The organism is Streptomyces maremycinicus (assembly GCF_001184025.1).
Taxonomy (GTDB): domain Bacteria; phylum Actinomycetota; class Actinomycetes; order Streptomycetales; family Streptomycetaceae; genus Streptomyces; species Streptomyces maremycinicus.
Genome location: NZ_BBYG01000012.1, coordinates 397226 through 413567, shown reverse-complemented (window position 1 = coordinate 413567; position 16342 = coordinate 397226). Strand labels below are relative to the sequence as shown.

Below are 16342 nucleotides of genomic sequence, written 5' to 3'. Positions count from 1 at the left end.
GGGATGGGACTCGTTCTGTATGGAGCGCCGGGCAGGCCTTGCACCTGCATTTCCCCGCAGGAAGCGGGGCGTCTTTCCTTGGACCACCAACGCATGAGGTCGTTCACCGTTTTTCGTTCCGGTGACCGGCTCAAGATCAAGCTTACCCCATCTCCGGGGCGCTCTTGACCATGTACATCGTCAGGACCCGGACGGATCGTCAGGCGACGTCGCCGACCTTCAACTCGGGCCCGACGACCAGAGTGACGACACCCGGGGTGGCCGAGGCGTCGGCGGTGGCGGTCCGGCCCGGCAGCCGGGAGGCGAGGACGGCGGCCTGGCTGTCTAGGCCCGCCGGATAGGTGACGGTCGTCCTGGCCACCGTCCCGGTGGTGTTGCCCGTGCCGGTGACGGTGTACCCGGCGTCCCTCAGCCGTTCCGCGACGGCGGCGGCGCGGCCGGAGACCCCGGTGCCGTTGAGGACCTGGACCCGCACGCTGGAGGCGTACACCACGTTCTTCTTCGCCGCCTCCAACTGCGGCTTGGTGACCTCCTTGTCCTTGGCCAGGGAGGTGAACAGGTCGGCGGCCTGCGGGTACTGCCAGACGATGTTGGCCTTGTCGGTGGGCTGGTCGGCCTCCCGTCCGTAGTTGGGCACGGTGAGGAAGCTCAGACGGTCGCTCGGTATCCCCTTGAGTTCGTCGGCCAGCCCGTACAGCGGCTGGATGCCGGCCATGTCGGGGTCGGTGGTGAGGGACTTGGTGATCGACTGGAGGAAGCCGTACATCGCGTCGGGGCTCGTGAGCTTGGACTTGGCCTTCTTGGCCAACGCGTCCATGAACTCCTGCTGGCGCCCGATGCGTCCGATGTCGGAGCCGTCGCCGACGCTGTAGCGGGTGCGGACGTACCCGAGTGCCTTCTCGCCCTTGACGGTCTGGCAGCCCGCCTCCAGGTCCAGGTGGGCCTTCTCGTCGTGGATGGCCTGCTTCGGGCAGACCTCGATGCCCTCCAGCGCGTCGACCATGCCCTTGAAGCCGGAGAAGTCGACCGACATGAAGTGGTCGATGCGCAGCCCCGTGTTGGACTCGACGGTCTTGATGCTGCACGCGGCGGCCTCGGCGACCTTGCCGTTGCTGCCGCCGAGCGCGAACGCCTCGTTGATCTTGAAGTGGTGCGGGGAGGACGAACTGCCGTCGCCCTTCTCGCAGCTGGGTATCTCCACCCACGAGTCGCGCGGGAAGGAGACGACCGACGCCCATTCACGGTTCGCGGGGATGTGCAGCACCATCAGCGTGTCGGACTGCATGGTGGTCAGGTCCCTGCCGTACTTGGCGTTGGCGCCGTCACGGCTGTCGGATCCGACGATCATGATGTTCTTCGAGCCGGGACTGAGGTTGTCGGGCCGGTTCTCGCCCAGCTTGTCGTCCACGTCGGCGGAGTTGATGTTGTTGTTCAGGTCGTTGTAGACCCAGGCCCCGACCCCGCCCACCCCGAGGACGACGACGGATGTCACGCCCGCGCCCCAGGCGAGGATCCGGCCCCGCCGGGTGAGCCGCGTCCTGCCGGGTCCGCCCGTCCTGCCGGCGGGTCCGCCCGTCCTGGCCTTGCTGCCGTGGCCGGCCGCCTCCACCGGAGTACGCCCACGCCTCCTCGTCCCGCTCACCGGCGCTCGCTCCTCCGCCTCGGCTGTTTCACCCCGTACACCGTGCTCGGATCGTCGGCGTTGGTCACCGCCGAACCGTCGGAACCCTACACGCGTGCAGGAATACGTCTTAAAAGCACAGATGACTCAGGAGACTCACGGAGCCACCCGAGGGTTGCCCCCGCGGTCGATCACCGCGGGGGCGACGGAACCGTCCGGACGTCCGGACGGACGGACCGCCCGGACGACCGGACGGCCCGGTGGTGCGGACCGTCGGCTACGGCGCGTTGATCAGACCGACCGGCGGGACCGAGACCGTGCGGGCGCCGTCGGTGCCGCCCAGGACGACCTTGCGCAGGGAGACGTTGTTCTTGGTGTCGGTCTCCTGGAGGCGGTTCGCCGGGTTGGCGACGACCTGGATGTAGTAGGTGCCGTTCGGCAGGCCGGTGATGTCGAAGGACTGACCGGGACGGTACTGGGTGTACGTGTCGCCGGACCCGACGTCGAGGACCTCGCGCACGGAGATCGAGTTCTGCTGACCGCAGGCGGTCGACAGATCGGTGTTGTTCGGGTGCCAGTTGGCGTTCTTCACCGTGTAGTCGATGGCGTCGGTGTTGGCCAGGCAGAACGCCTCCTTGCCGCTCTTGACGATCTCCTTCTGGTCGGCGGCGAGCAGCCGGTAGCTGGCGAAGTCGGTGAAGTGCCAGTGCTCGTGACCGATGCGCGGGTCCCACTCCATGGTTCCGGCCGGCGCGTAGCCGACCTGCTTGCCCTTGGCGTCGTAGAAGTACTGGTACGAGTCCATCAGGTCGGCGCCCGGCTTGCGGAAGCCGTCCACGACGAGCGGCGCGGGGCCGGCGTTCCAGACGTTGGCGCTGAAGGCGAGATAGTCCTTGCCGGCCACGTCGCCGTCCTCGCCGTCGGTGACCGCGATGTCCCAGGCGGGCAGCGAACGCAGGTCCGGCTTGGGCACACCGGCCGGTACTCCGGCCCGCCCGGTGGGCCGCTGGGCGGCGGCCTTCAGCGCGGGCGCGATCCGGGAGCCGTCGGTGTGCCCGGCGCCGTCGCCCAGGTGGTGGGCGAGACCGCGGGCCTCCAGGGCGTGCGAGAGCGCGGAGGGCGTGGGGGCGTCGGCGCCACGGGGCCCGTGGTGATGCCCACCCGCCGTGCCGGCCATGCCGGCCATGCCGTGCGACGCGCCGTGGCCACTGCCGGCGGCACCGTGCCCGCCGTGCCCGCTGTGGGCGCTGTGGCCGCTCCGGGCGGTGAGACCGACCCCGCCGCCCTCTCCGCCTTCCCCGCCGTCGCTGATCTCCCGGACGGTCAGCGCGATGGTCGGCCGGTCGTCGGGAATGCCGAACAGGTCGCGGTACTTCTTCGCCACCGCCACCTTGACGGTGTACTCACCCGCGGCCAGGTCGAGCGGCCGGTCGTAGTCGAAGGCGGAGGTGTTGGCCGCCCACCCCTTCTCGACACCCCAGACCGAGCCGAGGGTGAAGGGGTTGGTGGAGCAGCTCTCCGGATAGTGCGAGGTGGCCGGGGCGTCCGGACGCAGCCGGCCGGAGGCGTTGTTCGGGCAGAAGGTGCTCTTGGTCTTCTGGACCTCCACCCCGGCCGCGTTCTTGATGGAGACCTCCAGGAAGTCCGGGAGGCCGCCGAAGTCCTTGACGAGCCCGGCGGGCAGCGCCTTCGTCGTCACCTTCGTCCCGTTGCGCAGGATCTGCTGGGCGACGACCGGGTCCTTGTACGACTTGCGCGTCACCTTCAGCTCCAGCGGAGCGTTGTCGACGGTGACGTACGTGCCGAGGTCGAGGTAGACCCCGGAGTTCCCCTCGTACCGGTCGGCGGTCACGGCCTTGGACGCGGCGACGAGCTTGAGCTTCGGCGTCCCGGCCGGGCTCGCGGGCGCGGCCCCGGCGCCGGGAGCGGACCCGGCGACGGCGGCCACGACGGTGAGCGCGGCCCCCGCGGCGAACGCCGCGCGCTTGAGGCCCTTGCGGTGTTGCGATCTGGTCATCGGTTCCTCGTCTGCGAGTGCCATGGTCAGTGGCATCGGACTGGACAGCCCACACCCCGCCCGGCACAGACGACGCATCCCCCGCGCCCCGACCGGAACTGTGAGCACCCTGTGAGAGCCCCGAATGCCCTACCCGGGTTGCCTGTTGCGAGGAATCGGTGAGGAACCAGCAGAGATCGCTGTCCCCCCGAGGACATCACCCGCCCGGCCGACCCGACACCGCCGCGACCGCGGACCGGCGCGGCGCCGACTGTTCCAGATGGACGACGACGGTGGAGTGGAAGCGCTGTACGGCGTCGTCGACGCTACGGATGAACCCGGACTCGGCGTTGCCGCGACCGCTGCCCATGCCCTTGACGAGGGTGAGCCGGAATCCGGTGATCCGCGCCCCGTTCTTCGGCAACAGATCCGCCGGTTCCGGACGGAGACGCTCCAGGGTGCCGCGTGGCCCGGCGGATCCGTCCTCGACCAGTGTTTCCACGTGCAGGTCGGCCGGCGCCTCCGCCAGGCGTCGCAGGAGCCGCTTGATCCAGCTCAGCGGATAGCCCTGGTCGGGCACGGGGATCTCCACGGACGTACGGAGCCTGCCGGTGCGCAGGTCGGCGCCGACCGCCAGCACCCCGGGCATCCCCTCGATCCGCAACTCCGCTCCCACTTTCCCCTCTGCGCAGAGTTCATCGGCCATCCGTGCCCGGCGGGCGCCGGGGTCGGTACCCCGCCGGGCGCGCTGGACCGGCAGCACCTTCTGTCCGAGTTCGCCGCCGAGCCCCAGACAGACCTGCCGGATGAGCCTCTCCCAGCTCTCCACGACCTCGAGAGCCCGCGCGTCGCCGGGGCACAGCGTCTCGTCGTCGATGCCCTTGCGCACGGGGACCCAGGCCGAGCCCATGTTCTGGAAGCCGTGGCAGCCGGAGTTGTCGTGCTGGAGGTAATGCAGGAGTTCCTGGAGCAGCCAGGCGTGCGCGCTGTTGTCGACACCCTCGTGCCGGATGAGGAGTTGGGCCTGGTGGGCCACCTCGGCCCAGGACAGATGACGGAGGGCGACCTTGTGCTTGCGCCGACCGTCGATCTTGACGTCGACGAGCGGACTGCCCTCGAGCGCCACGTCGTTGGAGAGGGTGATCACGGCCTCGTAGCCCCGCCGCGCGGCGATGTCCATGTAGGCCTGCACCTGCTCGGGCCGCAGCGGGTTGCCGTTGGTCTTGGTCTCGAGCAGCGCGGTCCACAGCTTGCCGGCGCGTTCGACACGGATGACGCCGTCCGGGCGCCGCGGGGTGTCGCCGTGCGGCAGGGACACCTCGGTGAAGGTCTCCATGCGGCCCGCCGGTGCGCCGAAGGCGGCCGTGAGCCGCCGCCCGAACTCAGGGACCTGTGCCATCACCGACAGCAGTACCGAGGTCGCGCGGGTCTCCCGGTCCCGGTCGCTCTTCAGCGCGGAGACCGGGAAGAGCCGGGCGCCCCGCCATGACTCGTTCTCCGCAAGGGACTTCTTCGGCGTCTTCGGCAGGGTGATCTTCTTCTTGGCGGTGCGGGGTCGTGCGGTGGTCCGGTCAGGCTCAGTGTCGTCGGCGGCCCTGCGCGGGGCGGGGACGGCCGGCAGCGGGTCGGGCGCGGACCGGCCGGACTCGGCGGCGGAACCGGCCGGTGCGGAGCCGGCGGTCCCGCCCGGGGCGCCGGTGCCGGAAGCGGTGCCCGGAACTTCAGCGCCGGACTCCGGGGCGGCGACTGAGGCGGCATCGGACGCGGCCTCGGACTCGGATTCAGGGCCGGACTCGTGGCCGATGGCGGACAACGCGTCGGCAGGGTCGGCATCCGCCTCATCGGCGTCGTCGTCGATGTCCACGCCGAAGTCCATCGCGAGGCCGGCCAGACCGGTCTCATATCCCTGCCCGACCGCCCGGAACTTCCACTCGTCCCCGCGCCGGTACAGCTCGCCGAAGATGAACGCGCTCACCGATCCGGCGTCCTCGATGGCGAACCGCAGCAGGTCCTCCCCGGCCCCGTCGGCCAACGTCACCCGGAGCTCGTCCAGTTCACCGAAGTGTGCACCCTCGTACCGGCTGGCGGCGACCACGATTCGGTCCACCTCGGCCGGGATCGCCGTCAGGTCGAAGCCGATCCGGTCCTCGCTGCCCTCGCCCGAAGGCACCTTGCCCAGGAGCTGCACACTGCCGTCCGGGGCGACCGGGTGGTTGTAGAAGTAGAAGTCGGCGTCGCTGCGCACCTTCCCCTTCGTGTCGAGCAGAAGCACGGAGACGTCCGCGTCGCCCTCTCCGGTCGGACTGGCCCACCCCAGGCTCACGACCACCGCGTCCGTGTTCTCGCTGAGAGCCGCCAAACCCACGTTGGCGCCCTTGACCATCTCGTGCACTAGCCCCCCTAGCGACCGCACTGATGTGACACGCGCCACATGTGACGCACGGTGAGACTCTAGTGCCAGGAGGTGAATCCCGGGGCGATCCGCCGGAAATCCGCCCGGCGACGACCGGGAAGATCGGCGCCGGTCGGGGGCGGGACAGAGCGGCCGGGCGAGGGGTGCGTCAGCGGTTGTAGCGGGCCCCGGGTGGCGCCGGAAGTCGCGGAGCGTCCATGTGGCGCCGCCCGCGTTCATCCGCGCAAGCGGCACTGGCCGGTCGGGGTCCTGTCGCAGAAGTCGTCCAGGGGCCCGGTCGGGTCGTCGGTTTCGGTCGTAGCGTCTGGGCCATGGTGGACTGGGGGACCCGGCCGGCCAGGGCGGATGACGTCGAGGCCGTCGCGGAGGTGCGGGCGGTGGCGATGCGGGCCGATCCGGAGCGGCTCGGGCGCTACGACGAGCACCGGGTACGGCAGCGGCTGCGGGAGCGGCCGACCGTTCGGCGCTGCGGCTGCGGGGGGACGTCCTGCGGGGCAGTCCGGCCCGCCGGCTCTACGAACGGAACGGCTTCACGTTCGAACACGAGGTCTCCGTAGACGTGTTCCTGGTGCGGGAGCCCCGTACCCGGTCGCGTTCGCGGCCATCATGAGCCGGTGTTCCGTCTCCGTCGCTTCCCTCGTTCCGCTCGTCCTCCTCGTCGTCTTCGCCTGCTCCGGGTTGCGTTGACCGGGCTGCTCGTCGCGTGCGCGCTGCTCGCGGGGCCCGCCTCCGTTCCCGTCGGGCGGGGGGTCGGCGCGCCGCCCGGGGCCTTCGGGGCGTACGTCGGGTACGACGACGCCGGTGTGCGGCGGATCGCGGCGCTCGACGGGTGGCTCGGGGCGGCCACGCCCCGGGTCGGGCACGCGTATCTGCCGGGGGACCGGTGGAGCAACATCGAGGGGGCGCCCGGGTATCTGGAGTACTGGGCGCGATGGCGGCGGGAGCGCGCCGACCGGATGTTCGTGCTCAACGTGCCGATGCTCGAGGGCACCGAGGACCACGTGTCCGACCGGGTCGTGCGGGAGGAGCTGCGCAGAGGGGCGCGCGGGGACTACGACGAGCACTTCCGGGTGCTGGCCCGGCGGCTCGTCGCGCTCGGGGTGCCCGATGCCGTGCTGGTGGTGGGGTGGGAGATGAACGGCATCACCTACACCCACCGGTGCGGGCCCGACCCGGCGGCCTGGAAGCGGTACTGGGCGCGGATCGTCGGCGCCATGCGCTCCGTGGACGGCGGGCAGCGGTTCCGGTTCGAGTTCACGCCCAGTCGGGGACCGGACGCGGTTCCCTGGACCGCCTGCTATCCCGGCGACCGGTACGTCGACGTCATCGGCATGGACGCCTATGACCAGCCCCGCGGGATGTCCTTCGAGGAGCAGGCCGACGAGCCGTACGGCCTCGCCGCGCACGTGCGGTTCGCTCGGGCGCACGGCAAGCCGGTCTCGTATCCCGAGTGGGGGCTGTACCGCAACGGCGACAACCCGGAGTACGTGCGGGGCATGCTCACCTGGTTCGCCGAGCACCGGCCGCTGTACCAGACCATCAGCGACTACTGCCCGCACGGCGTGTGGCGGTGTTCCGGCAATCCACGGTCGTCGGCCGTGTACCGCTCGCTGGTCGGGGGGCCGTTCGGCTGAACCGGGTCGCCACGCGGGCCGGGTGCCGCCCTCGAACGCCCCATCGGTCCGATGATCACACAATGGGACGAGAACACCATGCGCGTCTCCCGCGAACGCGAACACAGGCCGCCCCGCTGGCACTCCTGCCGGCCCTCCTGCTGCTCGTGCTCGCCGCCGTGCCCGCCGGGGCGGGGGGCGACGGGTTCCGCAAGGAGGCCGCCCGTGCCGTCCGCGCGCACGAGCGGGCTCGCGAGCAGGTCGACCGGCTGCGCGAGTCCGACGCCTCGCCCACCGAGGTCAAGGACGCCGAACGCCGCCGCAAGGCCGTCCGCGCGGAGCTCTGGGACCTGCTGTGGTCCACCGGGCGGAACTCCGGCGATCCGGTCGCCGTCGACCCGTCCGGACGGGACGGCCGCTGCCCGTTCGGCGACCGGAGCCGCCCGCCGGAGCGACGCGCCCAGGCCTGGACGGCCCCGACCCGCCGCTACTGGCTCTCCGCGGGCTACGCCGCCAAGGGCTCCCGCTGGGCCCACCGGCACACCGGCCAGGACTTCGCCGTGGACTCCGGCACCCCGGTGTACGCCGTCGGCTCCGGCACCGTCCGCGCCACCACCTGCGGCGACGGCTTCGGCAACCAGGTCGTGATCCGCCACCGGGACGGCTACTTCACGCAGTACGCCCACCTGTCGCGCATGGACGTGCGCAAGGGCGGGCGGGTGACGGCCGGCCAGCGCATCGGCCTGTCCGGCGCGACCGGCAACGTCACCGGCCCGCATCTGCACTTCGAGGTGCGGATCACCCCGTACGTCGGCTCCGCGGTGCCGCCCCTGCCCTGGCTGCGCCGCAAGGACGTACAGGTCACCGGAGCGGCCCTGACGCCCTGAGCGCGCGGGCCGGGAGGGACTACGCCTGCGGGGGACGGTAGGCGGCCAGCGCCCAGATCACGAAGACGTCGATGGCGATCTGGATGATCGCCCAGAACGGCGCGTACGGCAGGAACAGGAACTGGAGGATCAGGCTCAGGGAGGCCAGTGCCAGACCGCTGATCCGGGCCCATCCGGCCCACTCGCCCCCGCTGAGCAGCCCCCAGCCGGTCAGCACGGCCACGACACCCACGATCAGCAGGACCCACCCCCAGCCGGTGAGGTTCATCTCGTAGACGTAGCTGCCGATCGCGGAGTAGACGTCGTCCTGGGCGATCGCGGCGATGCCCTGGAACACGGCGAGGAAGCCGCTCACGAACATCAGCACTCCGCCGAAGACGACGCCACCGGCGACCAGTCCACCCCCCGCCGGCGGCGGCGAGGCCAGACCCTGCGTACCGGTGCCCTGGTGGGACGGGTCCCACACCGGGGACCCCTGCGACGGCTGGGAGTGCGGCTGGTCGCTCATGGCGCTGTCCCGTCTCTCGGTCGGTGTTCTGCACCGACCCTCCGTCCGGACGAGGGCCGCCACCACGGGGGTGCGCCGTACGGGTGACCCGGCATGCGGACGGGCGGGGCCGCCCCTTCACTGGAGGAAGGCCCGTGGACCCCTCAGGAGGAGACAAGATGCCACGCACCAAGGGCGTGCTGCTGACGGCGGCGGCGATCTGCTGCGCCACCGTGCTCACCGGCTGTTCGGACGACGACACCCCCTCGTCGGTGTCGTCCGCGGCCAGCAAGGCCGCCTCGGCGGCCGAGTCGCTGGGCAGGGAAGCCACCGCGGCCGCGTCCTCCCTCGCCTCCGGCTTCGCCTCCGAGGCGTCCTCGGCGTTCGCGTCGGCGTCGGCGCGCCGTGAGCTGGACGAGATCAAGGACGGCGTCGACGTGAAGTCCGACGTGAAGCTCGGCACCCCGGGCACCGACAAGGACGACCGGTCCACGGTGGACGTGACCGTCTCCAACACCACCGACGGGTCGAAGTCCTTCTCCGTCCAGATCGACTTCACCGACTCCGCCGGCAACCGGCTCGACACGGTCGTCACCACCGTCTCCGACGTGGCGGCGGGCAAGACCGGCAAGGCGACGGCGCGCAGCAACCGCACGCTGTCCGGCCAGGTGAAGGCGGAGGTGGCCCGGGCGGTGCGGTACTGACGCCGACCGCGGAGACGTCCGTCGCGGGCCGGCTGCTGCGGGAGACCGTCACCGACCCAGGCCGCCTCCCCGAGCATCTGGCCCTGTTCGCGGTACGCCACCTGGGTCCGGTGGCGCACCGCACGACCTCGGCCGAACCGCCGCCCACCCGCGCCCAGTTGCTCGCCCGGGGCCGCCGCGCCACGGTCGCCGAGGGCGCGTTCGTGGGCGGCCCGTTCCTCGTGCTCATCCCGGTCGCGTTCTGCGCCGCCCTGCTCCGCCAGACCCGCACGATCCTGGAACTGGCCGCGCTGACCGGCCGGAACCCGACGGAGCGCGACCGCGCGGCCGAACTCCTGGTCCTGCAAGGGGTGTACGACGACGTCCCCGCGGCCCGCACCGGCCTGGCGGCCCACACCGCCGACCCGCACCGCCCCTCCGACCAGCACCACCCGTCCGAAAAGCCGACCGGCCCGCGCCACCCCTCCGGCGGGCCCACCGGGCCCCACCGCCCCTCCGGCAGGTCCACCGGCCCGCTGCGCCGCCCGGCCGCCCTGTGGAGGCTCACCCTGCGCATGGCCCGGCTGCTCGGCCTGCTCACGCCGGTCGGACCCGGCGGCCCTCCCCGCCGCGCGGCGCGGGCCGGGCGCTGGCTGCTGCTCGCCGCCGTGATCCTCGTCGGCCTGGCAGCTCCGCTCGTCTGGCTGCCCTACATGGCGAACTCCTACGACCGCGCCACCACCCGGCTCAACGACCGGGCCGTCCGCTTCTACTTCCCGCAGGCCGGGGCGGACGACGACGCGCCCCCGCCCCGTTCCCGGCGCCGCCGCCTCGATCCGGCCGCACTGGCCGGCGCGGGTCGCGCCCTGCTGTCCCTGCTGGTGCCGGTGACGCTGGCCGTCGGCGTGCTCGTCGCCGACCTGCGGATCGCGGGCAGCCGGTGGCCGGTCCTGGGAGTCGTGCTGACCGCGGCCTCGGTGGGCACGGGAGCGGTGTGGCTGTGGAACCGGCACCGCCACCGGCACGGGCACCGCCCCCGGCGGCCGGGTTAGCGGCTCCGCGCGCCCCTCGTGCCGGCGAACTCCCGCAGGAACAGCGCCTCCACATGGGCCATGTGCTCGATCTCGGTCGGGTCGACGCTCTCGTCGGGGGCGTGGATGAGGCAGCGGGGTTCCTCCACGCCCATGAGAATGATCTCGGCGCGCGGGAAGGCGGAGGCGAGGACGTTGCACAGGGGGATGGATCCGCCCTGGCCGAGATGGGCGAGGGGTTTGCCGTAGACCTCCCGCACGGCCGTGCCGAGGGCGGTGTACGCGGGTCCGTCGGTGGCGGCGCGGAAGGGCGATCCGGTGCCCTCCGGCTCCACGGTGACCTGGGCGCCCCACGGAGTGGCCTCGGTGAGATGCCGGGTGAGCGCCTCGCGGGCGAAGTCCGCGTCCGTGCCCGGCGGGACGCGCAGGCTCACCCGGGCGCGGGCGGTGGCCGGGACGGCGGCCGCGGAGCCGACGACCGGCGGGCAGTCGATGCCGAGGACGGTGACGGCGGGCCTCGCCCACAGCCGGTCGGCGACCGTGCCGGTGCCGGTGAGCGGGACGCCGTCCAGGACACCGGCGTCGGCGCGGAACCGGTCCTCCGGGTAGCCGACGCCTTCCCATGTCCCGTCGCAGACCAGCCCGTTGACGCGGGTCGAGCCGGTGACCGGGTCGCGCAGGGTGGAGAGCATCTGGATCAGTGCCGCGAGCGCGTCGGGGGCCGGGCCGCCGAACATGCCGGAGTGCACCTCGCCCTCGAGGGTGCGGACGGTGACGACGAGGTTGGCGAGACCGCGCAGGGTGATGGTCGCGGTACCGGTGCCGACCTCCGCGTTGCCGGTGTCGCACACCAGCAGGGCGTCGGCGAGGAACTGCTCCGGGTGCTGACCGACGTACGCCTCCAGCCCGCCGGTGCCCTGCTCCTCGGAGCCCTCCGCGACGAACTTCAGCCCCACCGGAACGTCCTCGCCGAGCGCGCGCAGCGCGGTGAGGTGCATGACGATGTTGCCCTTGCAGTCGGCGGTGCCGCGCCCGTACCAGCGGCCGTCCGCCCGCTCGGTGAGGGTGAACGGCGGACTGTTCCAGGCGGTGTCGTCGAGCGGGGGCTGCACGTCGTAGTGGCAGTACAGCAGGACGGTGGGCGCGCCGGGCGGGGGCGGGCGGTGACCGAGGACGGCGTGGCTGCCGTCCGGGGTCTCGGCGAGGTGGACGTCGCGCAGGCCCGCCCGGGTGAAGGCGTCGGCGACCCACTGCGCGGCCCGCGTGCACTCCTCGGGCGGGTACTGGCGGGGGTCGGCGACGGACGGGATGGCGACGAGCTCGGCGAGGTCGGCCTTCGCCCGGGGCATCAACGCGGCGATGCGCGCGCCCAGTCCGGTCGCTTCGGATGCGGAAGAGGTCATCGTCGTCACCGCCTCACCGTGTCGTCGGTGTCCAGGTCGTCCAGCCGGTCCCGGAAGTCGTCGAGCTTCTGCGGGCAGTAGATCTCGATGATCTTCGCCTCGGCCCGCAGCGCCCTGGTGTCGCCGACGACCGGCCGCTGGCCGACGAACGCGGCGCCGTTGGAGACGTTGATCTTCCACAGCGCCGATTTCAGGGCGCCGCCGGGGTTCTCGCAGACGATGCCGCCGTCGGTGCCCAGGGCGCGGACGACGGTGTCGGTGTCGGGGCGCGGGTAGCCCGCGTCGACGGCCGCGTCGGCGAGCTGGTTCGCCTTGTCCGTGGCCTCGTTGGTCTTCTTGACGGTCTCGTAGTTGACGAGGCCGATCACGACGAACGCGAGCAGCACGACGATCGCGCCGAGGTAGATCCACTTGTGCTCGGACGCGAACCGGGTGGGACTCATGCCCCTGCCTCCTCTCGCGCGGCCTCCGTCTGCCAGTCCGGCTTGCGGAACCTCAGGAAGGCCCAGGGGATCAGCAGGCCGAGGATGCCCAGGCCGCAGCCGATGATGAGGACGTAGGACCACACGCTGCCGCCGCCGAACTGCGAGGGCGGCACGAAGCCGATGACCATGGCCGCGGCGGAGGCCAGCAGCCCGACGGTGCACAGCACGTTGAGGGCGGGGACGCGGTAGCCGCGCGGGTGGTCGGGCTGGTTCTTCCGCAGGCGCATCGCCGCGACGAACATCAGCAGGTAGACGATGAGATACACCTGCGTGGTGATCGTCGAGAAGATCCAGTACACGCTGGAGACGTTAGGGATGAACGCGTATCCGAGCGCGATCACCGTGGTCACGACGCCCTGCGTCACCAGGATGTTCTGCTGGACGCCGAACCGGTTCAGCCGCTGGAGGAACGGCGGCAGATAGCCCTCGCTGCGGGAGATCTCCAACAGGCCCTTGGACGGACCGGCGAGCCAGGTCAGCATCCCGGCCAGCGACGCGGAGATCAGCATGACCGCCGCGATCGGCGTCATCCAGCCGATGTGGAAGTACGCGAAGAACGAGTCGAAGGCCTGCATCACCCCGGCGGTCAGGCTGGTCTGGTCGGCCGGGACGACCCAGCTGATGGCCAGCGCGGGCAGGATGAAGATCAGCAGCACGAGGGCCATGGCCAGGAACATCGACTTCGGGTATTCCTTCGCCGGATTCTTCAGCGAGGAGACGTGGACGGCGTTCATCTCCATGCCCGAGTACGAGAGGAAGTTGTTGACGATCAGCACCAGGCTGGCCAGGCCGGTCCACTGCGGCAGCAGGTGACTTGCCGTCATGGGCGCGGCCGAGGGGTTGCCCTGGGCGAGGAAGACCATGCCGAGGACGACGAGGATCGTGCCGGGCACCAGGGTGCCGATGACCAGGCCCCAACTGGACAGCCCGGCGAGGGCCTTGGTCCCGCGCGAGGAGACCCACACGCCCGTCCAGTACAGGACCATGATCACGATCGCCGTGTAGAGACCACTGGAGGCGAGGGACGGATCGATGATGTACGCGAGGGTGCTCGCCACGAAGGCCAGCAGGCTCGGGTAGTAGAAGATCGTCATCGCGAACTGGCACCACACGGCGAGGAACCCGAGCGGCTTGGACAGACCCTCGCTCACCCAGCGGTACACACCGCCGTTCCAGCCCGAGGCGAGTTCCGCCGACACCAGCGCGGTCGGCAGCAGGAACACGATCGCCGGTACGAGGTAGAGGAACACGCAGGCCAGGCCGTAGACGGCCATCGTGGGGGCGGCACGCAGACTGGCGACGGAGGCCGTCGTCATCAGGGCCAGGGTGAGCCAGGTCAGCCGTGGCGCGTCGACCACAGCCGCACGGGTCTTCTCCGCCGCGGCCGGCGGTTGCCGGTCGGCGGGTACGTCCATCGAGGCCATGCGCCCTCCCTGCGGTGCGGTCCGGTCTCCCGCCAGCCTGTGGGGGGCGGGGGCGGGACGCAGGGCGGGTAGGCCGTTCAGGTGACGGGGCCTGCCGTACGGCGACCCGGAGTGCGTACGGACCGGCGCGGACGCACGCTGGGTGACGTGCAGCCCCCGGCCCTCGTCGACGACCTCGCCGCGTTCCTCGCCCGGCTCACCGCTCTGCCGCTGCGGTCCTCGGGGGAGGGCGCCCACCTGATCGGCGGGACGGTCGCGCGGACCGCGCGGGCCTACGGGGCCGAGGCGACCGTGCTGCTCGTGCCGGAGGCGGCCGTGGTGACCGTGGTCGCGGCGGACGGGGGGAGCCGCACGGTCACCGTGCGGGGCTTTCCCGAGGTGTTCCGGCTGGACCGGGACGCCGCGCTGAAGCCGCTGCTCGCGGCGGTGGCGCGCGGGGAACTGGACGTGCGGGAGGCGCACGCGCGGGTGCGCCGCATCGAGGAGGCGCCGCCGCCGTAGCCGCCGTCCGGACCGTCCGCCGGGGCTGATCCTGATGCTGCCGGGCTTCTTCACGCTCACCGTCGGCTCGCTGGGCATGCGCGGGCTGACCACGCTCGCGGGCGGGCACGTCATCGCGGGCTTCACGGACCCGCTGAAACTGGTCACGATCGTGACCGCGATCGCGGTCGGCCTGGTGACCGGCGCTGCGCTGGCCGGCCGACGCGACGACGCGGTCTGACCGTCGGCGTCCGACCGGCGGTTGTTCCGTCCGTCGGCGTCCGACCGGCGGTTGTTCCGTCCGTCGGCGTCCGACCGGCAGTGTCCGTCCGACGGCGTCAGGCCATCCAGAAGAAGACGGCCGTCATCCGCTTCTCCTCCAGCGTCGTTCCGGAGTAACCGGTCGCGCTGTGCACGAGGTTGGCGTTGTAGAGGAGCAGCCGGTTGTGCTTGTGGGGGATGCGTACGTCCTCCTCGAAGGCGTCCGGCGCCACGAACCGGGTGCCGAGCGCCTCGACGAGGTTGTTGTGCGGGGCCTGGACGACGTTCCCGCCGAGCCGCCCGCCGGGCAGGGACTGCCGGTAGAAGCTGGTTCCGCAGTCCTTGGGGACGGAGGGGTTGAGGTACAGGACGGCCGCGTACCGGCAGAGCGCGCGGGAGTCGGAATGCGGACGCGGGGCGCTCTCGCCCTCCCCCACCACCTGGATGCAGTTGTGGTTGAGGGTCCCGCCGCCGGGCGCCCGCTGCACCCACAGCTTCCCGGCCCCCGTCGCCTTCCTCACCAGCCGCTCCACGCGGCCGAGTTCACCGGGTTCCAGACCGGGCATGGTGCGCAGTCCCGGCCAGCTCTCGGAGGTGTACGGATATCCCTTGACCCAGTCGTCCTTGGCGAGGCAGCGATCCCGGATCGCGGTGATGCCGGCCTCGGGGAAGACGTCGTCGACGACCCAGTAGTCGCGGCCCTTGGTGGGCTTGCGGTACGGGAGCACGGGGAGCGTGGCGGCAGCCCGTGCGGGCTGGTGGGGCCGCTGTGGCATGGACATGCGGCGAATCTAGGTCGGGCGTCCCTCATGACTCGCCCCTCCGTTCGTCCGCACTCCGCCGCGAAGTGGTCAACATTTCGTCGAACGGGTCAACGGCTCCCCAACCGACGAAGCGACGGGCTCACCCGATCGGATCGTCGAACAGGTCGTCGTCGGTGGTGGCGCGGACGGCGCGCTCGGACCAGATCCGCTGCGCCTGGTCAACGAGCTACGCCGCGTTCAGTTCGCACCACACGAGCTTGCCCCGGTGGCCCATCCGGGACAGCGGCTGCCAGTGCCAGAGGTCCGAGCAGGCCCGCACCAACGCCATGCCCCGGCCGTTCTCGGCGTCCGCCGGATCCGCCAGGTCCGCCAGCCGTCCCGGCGGCTCGGGCGGCTCGGGGTCCGCGTCCCAGGCACCGATCTGGAGGACGCCGTCCCGAAAACGCAGCCGCAGACAGGCGGGCCCCTTCGTGTGCAGGACGGCGTTGGAGACCAGCTCCGAGGCGAGCAGCTCCGCGGTGTCCACCAGGTGGATCAACCCGTGCAGGGTGAGGATCAGGCGCAGGGTACGGCGGCAGACGGTCACGGCGCGGGGGTCGCCGGGGACGAAGAGGGAGTACTCCCAGGAGTCGGGGGCGGTTTCGGACATGCGTCAACTCCGAGTGAGGTGAGGGGATTTGCGCGCGGTGGCGTTGCCGCAGCCGTCATGGCAGGACGGAGCGGTGCACTTCCGCAGCGTGTGCGGTACGTCACCGAAGGTAAATCTAAATCTAGAGACGGGGCAAGCCGATCGC

General features: G+C 71.7%; 15 protein-coding genes and 1 pseudogene. 7 read left to right on the top strand and 9 right to left on the bottom strand.

The genetic code is table 11. From position 1 onward, the window contains the following. Nucleotides 1–199: 199 nt before the first annotated feature. From AOQ37_RS14940 to AOQ37_RS14930, 3 genes are all read right to left on the bottom strand, one after another. On the bottom strand, nucleotides 200–1642 hold the full coding sequence (locus AOQ37_RS14940) for an LCP family protein (protein ID WP_445407220.1): 1443 nt from the start codon (nucleotides 1640–1642) through the stop codon (nucleotides 200–202). A gap of 256 nt (nucleotides 1643–1898) precedes the next feature. Beyond that, nucleotides 1899–3638, bottom strand: a complete 1740-nt coding sequence (locus AOQ37_RS14935) for a lysyl oxidase family protein (RefSeq protein ID WP_234436904.1) — start codon at nucleotides 3636–3638, stop codon at nucleotides 1899–1901. Between the two features lie 196 nt (nucleotides 3639–3834). Beyond that, nucleotides 3835–6000, bottom strand: a complete 2166-nt coding sequence (locus AOQ37_RS14930; RefSeq protein WP_199825019.1) for a TerD family protein — start codon at nucleotides 5998–6000, stop codon at nucleotides 3835–3837. Nucleotides 6001–6341: 341 nt separating this feature from the next. Between AOQ37_RS14930 and AOQ37_RS41285 the strand changes: the two are divergent. From AOQ37_RS41285 to AOQ37_RS14920, 3 genes and pseudogenes are all read left to right on the top strand, one after another. Further along, nucleotides 6342–6640: pseudogene (locus tag AOQ37_RS41285) on the top strand (hypothetical protein). A 73-nt stretch (nucleotides 6641–6713) separates the two neighbouring features. Continuing rightward, nucleotides 6714–7664: a glycoside hydrolase family 26 protein gene (locus tag AOQ37_RS14925; RefSeq protein ID WP_374701502.1), complete on the top strand. Its 951-nt coding sequence runs from the start codon at nucleotides 6714–6716 to the stop codon at nucleotides 7662–7664. Between the two features lie 62 nt (nucleotides 7665–7726). Further along, nucleotides 7727–8530, top strand: coding sequence for a M23 family metallopeptidase (locus tag AOQ37_RS14920; RefSeq protein ID WP_062644970.1), 804 nt, complete (start codon nucleotides 7727–7729; stop codon nucleotides 8528–8530). Nucleotides 8531–8549: 19 nt separating this feature from the next. Here the strand turns inward: AOQ37_RS14920 and AOQ37_RS14915 are convergent, their stop codons facing one another. Beyond that, nucleotides 8550–9038: a DUF7144 family membrane protein gene (locus AOQ37_RS14915; protein WP_062644969.1), complete on the bottom strand. Its 489-nt coding sequence runs from the start codon at nucleotides 9036–9038 to the stop codon at nucleotides 8550–8552. Nucleotides 9039–9196: 158 nt separating this feature from the next. Between AOQ37_RS14915 and AOQ37_RS14910 the strand changes: the two genes are divergently transcribed. Then, nucleotides 9197–9721: an FxLYD domain-containing protein gene (locus tag AOQ37_RS14910; RefSeq protein WP_062644968.1), complete on the top strand. Its 525-nt coding sequence runs from the start codon at nucleotides 9197–9199 to the stop codon at nucleotides 9719–9721. A 110-nt stretch (nucleotides 9722–9831) separates the two neighbouring features. Beyond that, nucleotides 9832–10752 carry a hypothetical protein gene (locus tag AOQ37_RS14905; RefSeq protein ID WP_062644967.1) on the top strand — a complete coding sequence of 307 codons (921 nt, stop codon included), beginning with the start codon at nucleotides 9832–9834 and terminating at the stop codon, nucleotides 10750–10752. On the opposite strand, the gene AOQ37_RS14900 is transcribed toward AOQ37_RS14905, so the two are convergent. From AOQ37_RS14900 to gadC, 3 genes are read right to left on the bottom strand one after another with little or no spacing between them, the layout of a single operon-like run. Then, on the bottom strand, nucleotides 10749–12134 hold the full coding sequence (locus tag AOQ37_RS14900) for a dipeptidase (protein ID WP_062645139.1): 1386 nt from the start codon (nucleotides 12132–12134) through the stop codon (nucleotides 10749–10751). The genes AOQ37_RS14905 and AOQ37_RS14900 overlap by 4 nt on opposite strands. Nucleotides 12135–12139: 5 nt before the next feature. Next, nucleotides 12140–12577: a hypothetical protein gene (locus AOQ37_RS14895; RefSeq protein WP_062644966.1), complete on the bottom strand. Its 438-nt coding sequence runs from the start codon at nucleotides 12575–12577 to the stop codon at nucleotides 12140–12142. Beyond that, complete coding sequence (gadC, locus tag AOQ37_RS14890) at nucleotides 12574–14043, bottom strand: glutamate/gamma-aminobutyrate antiporter GadC (RefSeq protein WP_062644965.1); 1470 nt, start codon at nucleotides 14041–14043, stop codon at nucleotides 12574–12576. Before gadC ends, AOQ37_RS14895 begins: the two co-directional genes overlap by 4 nt. Before the next feature lie 147 nt (nucleotides 14044–14190). On the opposite strand from gadC, the gene AOQ37_RS41280 reads away from it, so the two are divergent. After that, nucleotides 14191–14544: a threonine/serine exporter family protein gene (locus AOQ37_RS41280; RefSeq protein WP_234436903.1), complete on the top strand. Its 354-nt coding sequence runs from the start codon at nucleotides 14191–14193 to the stop codon at nucleotides 14542–14544. Nucleotides 14545–14578: 34 nt separating this feature from the next. Then, nucleotides 14579–14764, top strand: coding sequence for a hypothetical protein (locus AOQ37_RS41275; RefSeq protein ID WP_062644963.1), 186 nt, complete (start codon nucleotides 14579–14581; stop codon nucleotides 14762–14764). A 97-nt stretch (nucleotides 14765–14861) separates the two neighbouring features. On the opposite strand, the gene AOQ37_RS14875 is transcribed toward AOQ37_RS41275, so the two are convergent. Both AOQ37_RS14875 and AOQ37_RS14870 read right to left on the bottom strand, forming a co-directional pair. Continuing rightward, nucleotides 14862–15566: a DUF6445 family protein gene (locus AOQ37_RS14875; protein WP_199825011.1), complete on the bottom strand. Its 705-nt coding sequence runs from the start codon at nucleotides 15564–15566 to the stop codon at nucleotides 14862–14864. A gap of 208 nt (nucleotides 15567–15774) precedes the next feature. Beyond that, nucleotides 15775–16197, bottom strand: coding sequence for an ATP-binding protein (locus AOQ37_RS14870; protein WP_062644962.1), 423 nt, complete (start codon nucleotides 16195–16197; stop codon nucleotides 15775–15777). Between the last annotated feature and the right edge of the window lie 145 nt (nucleotides 16198–16342).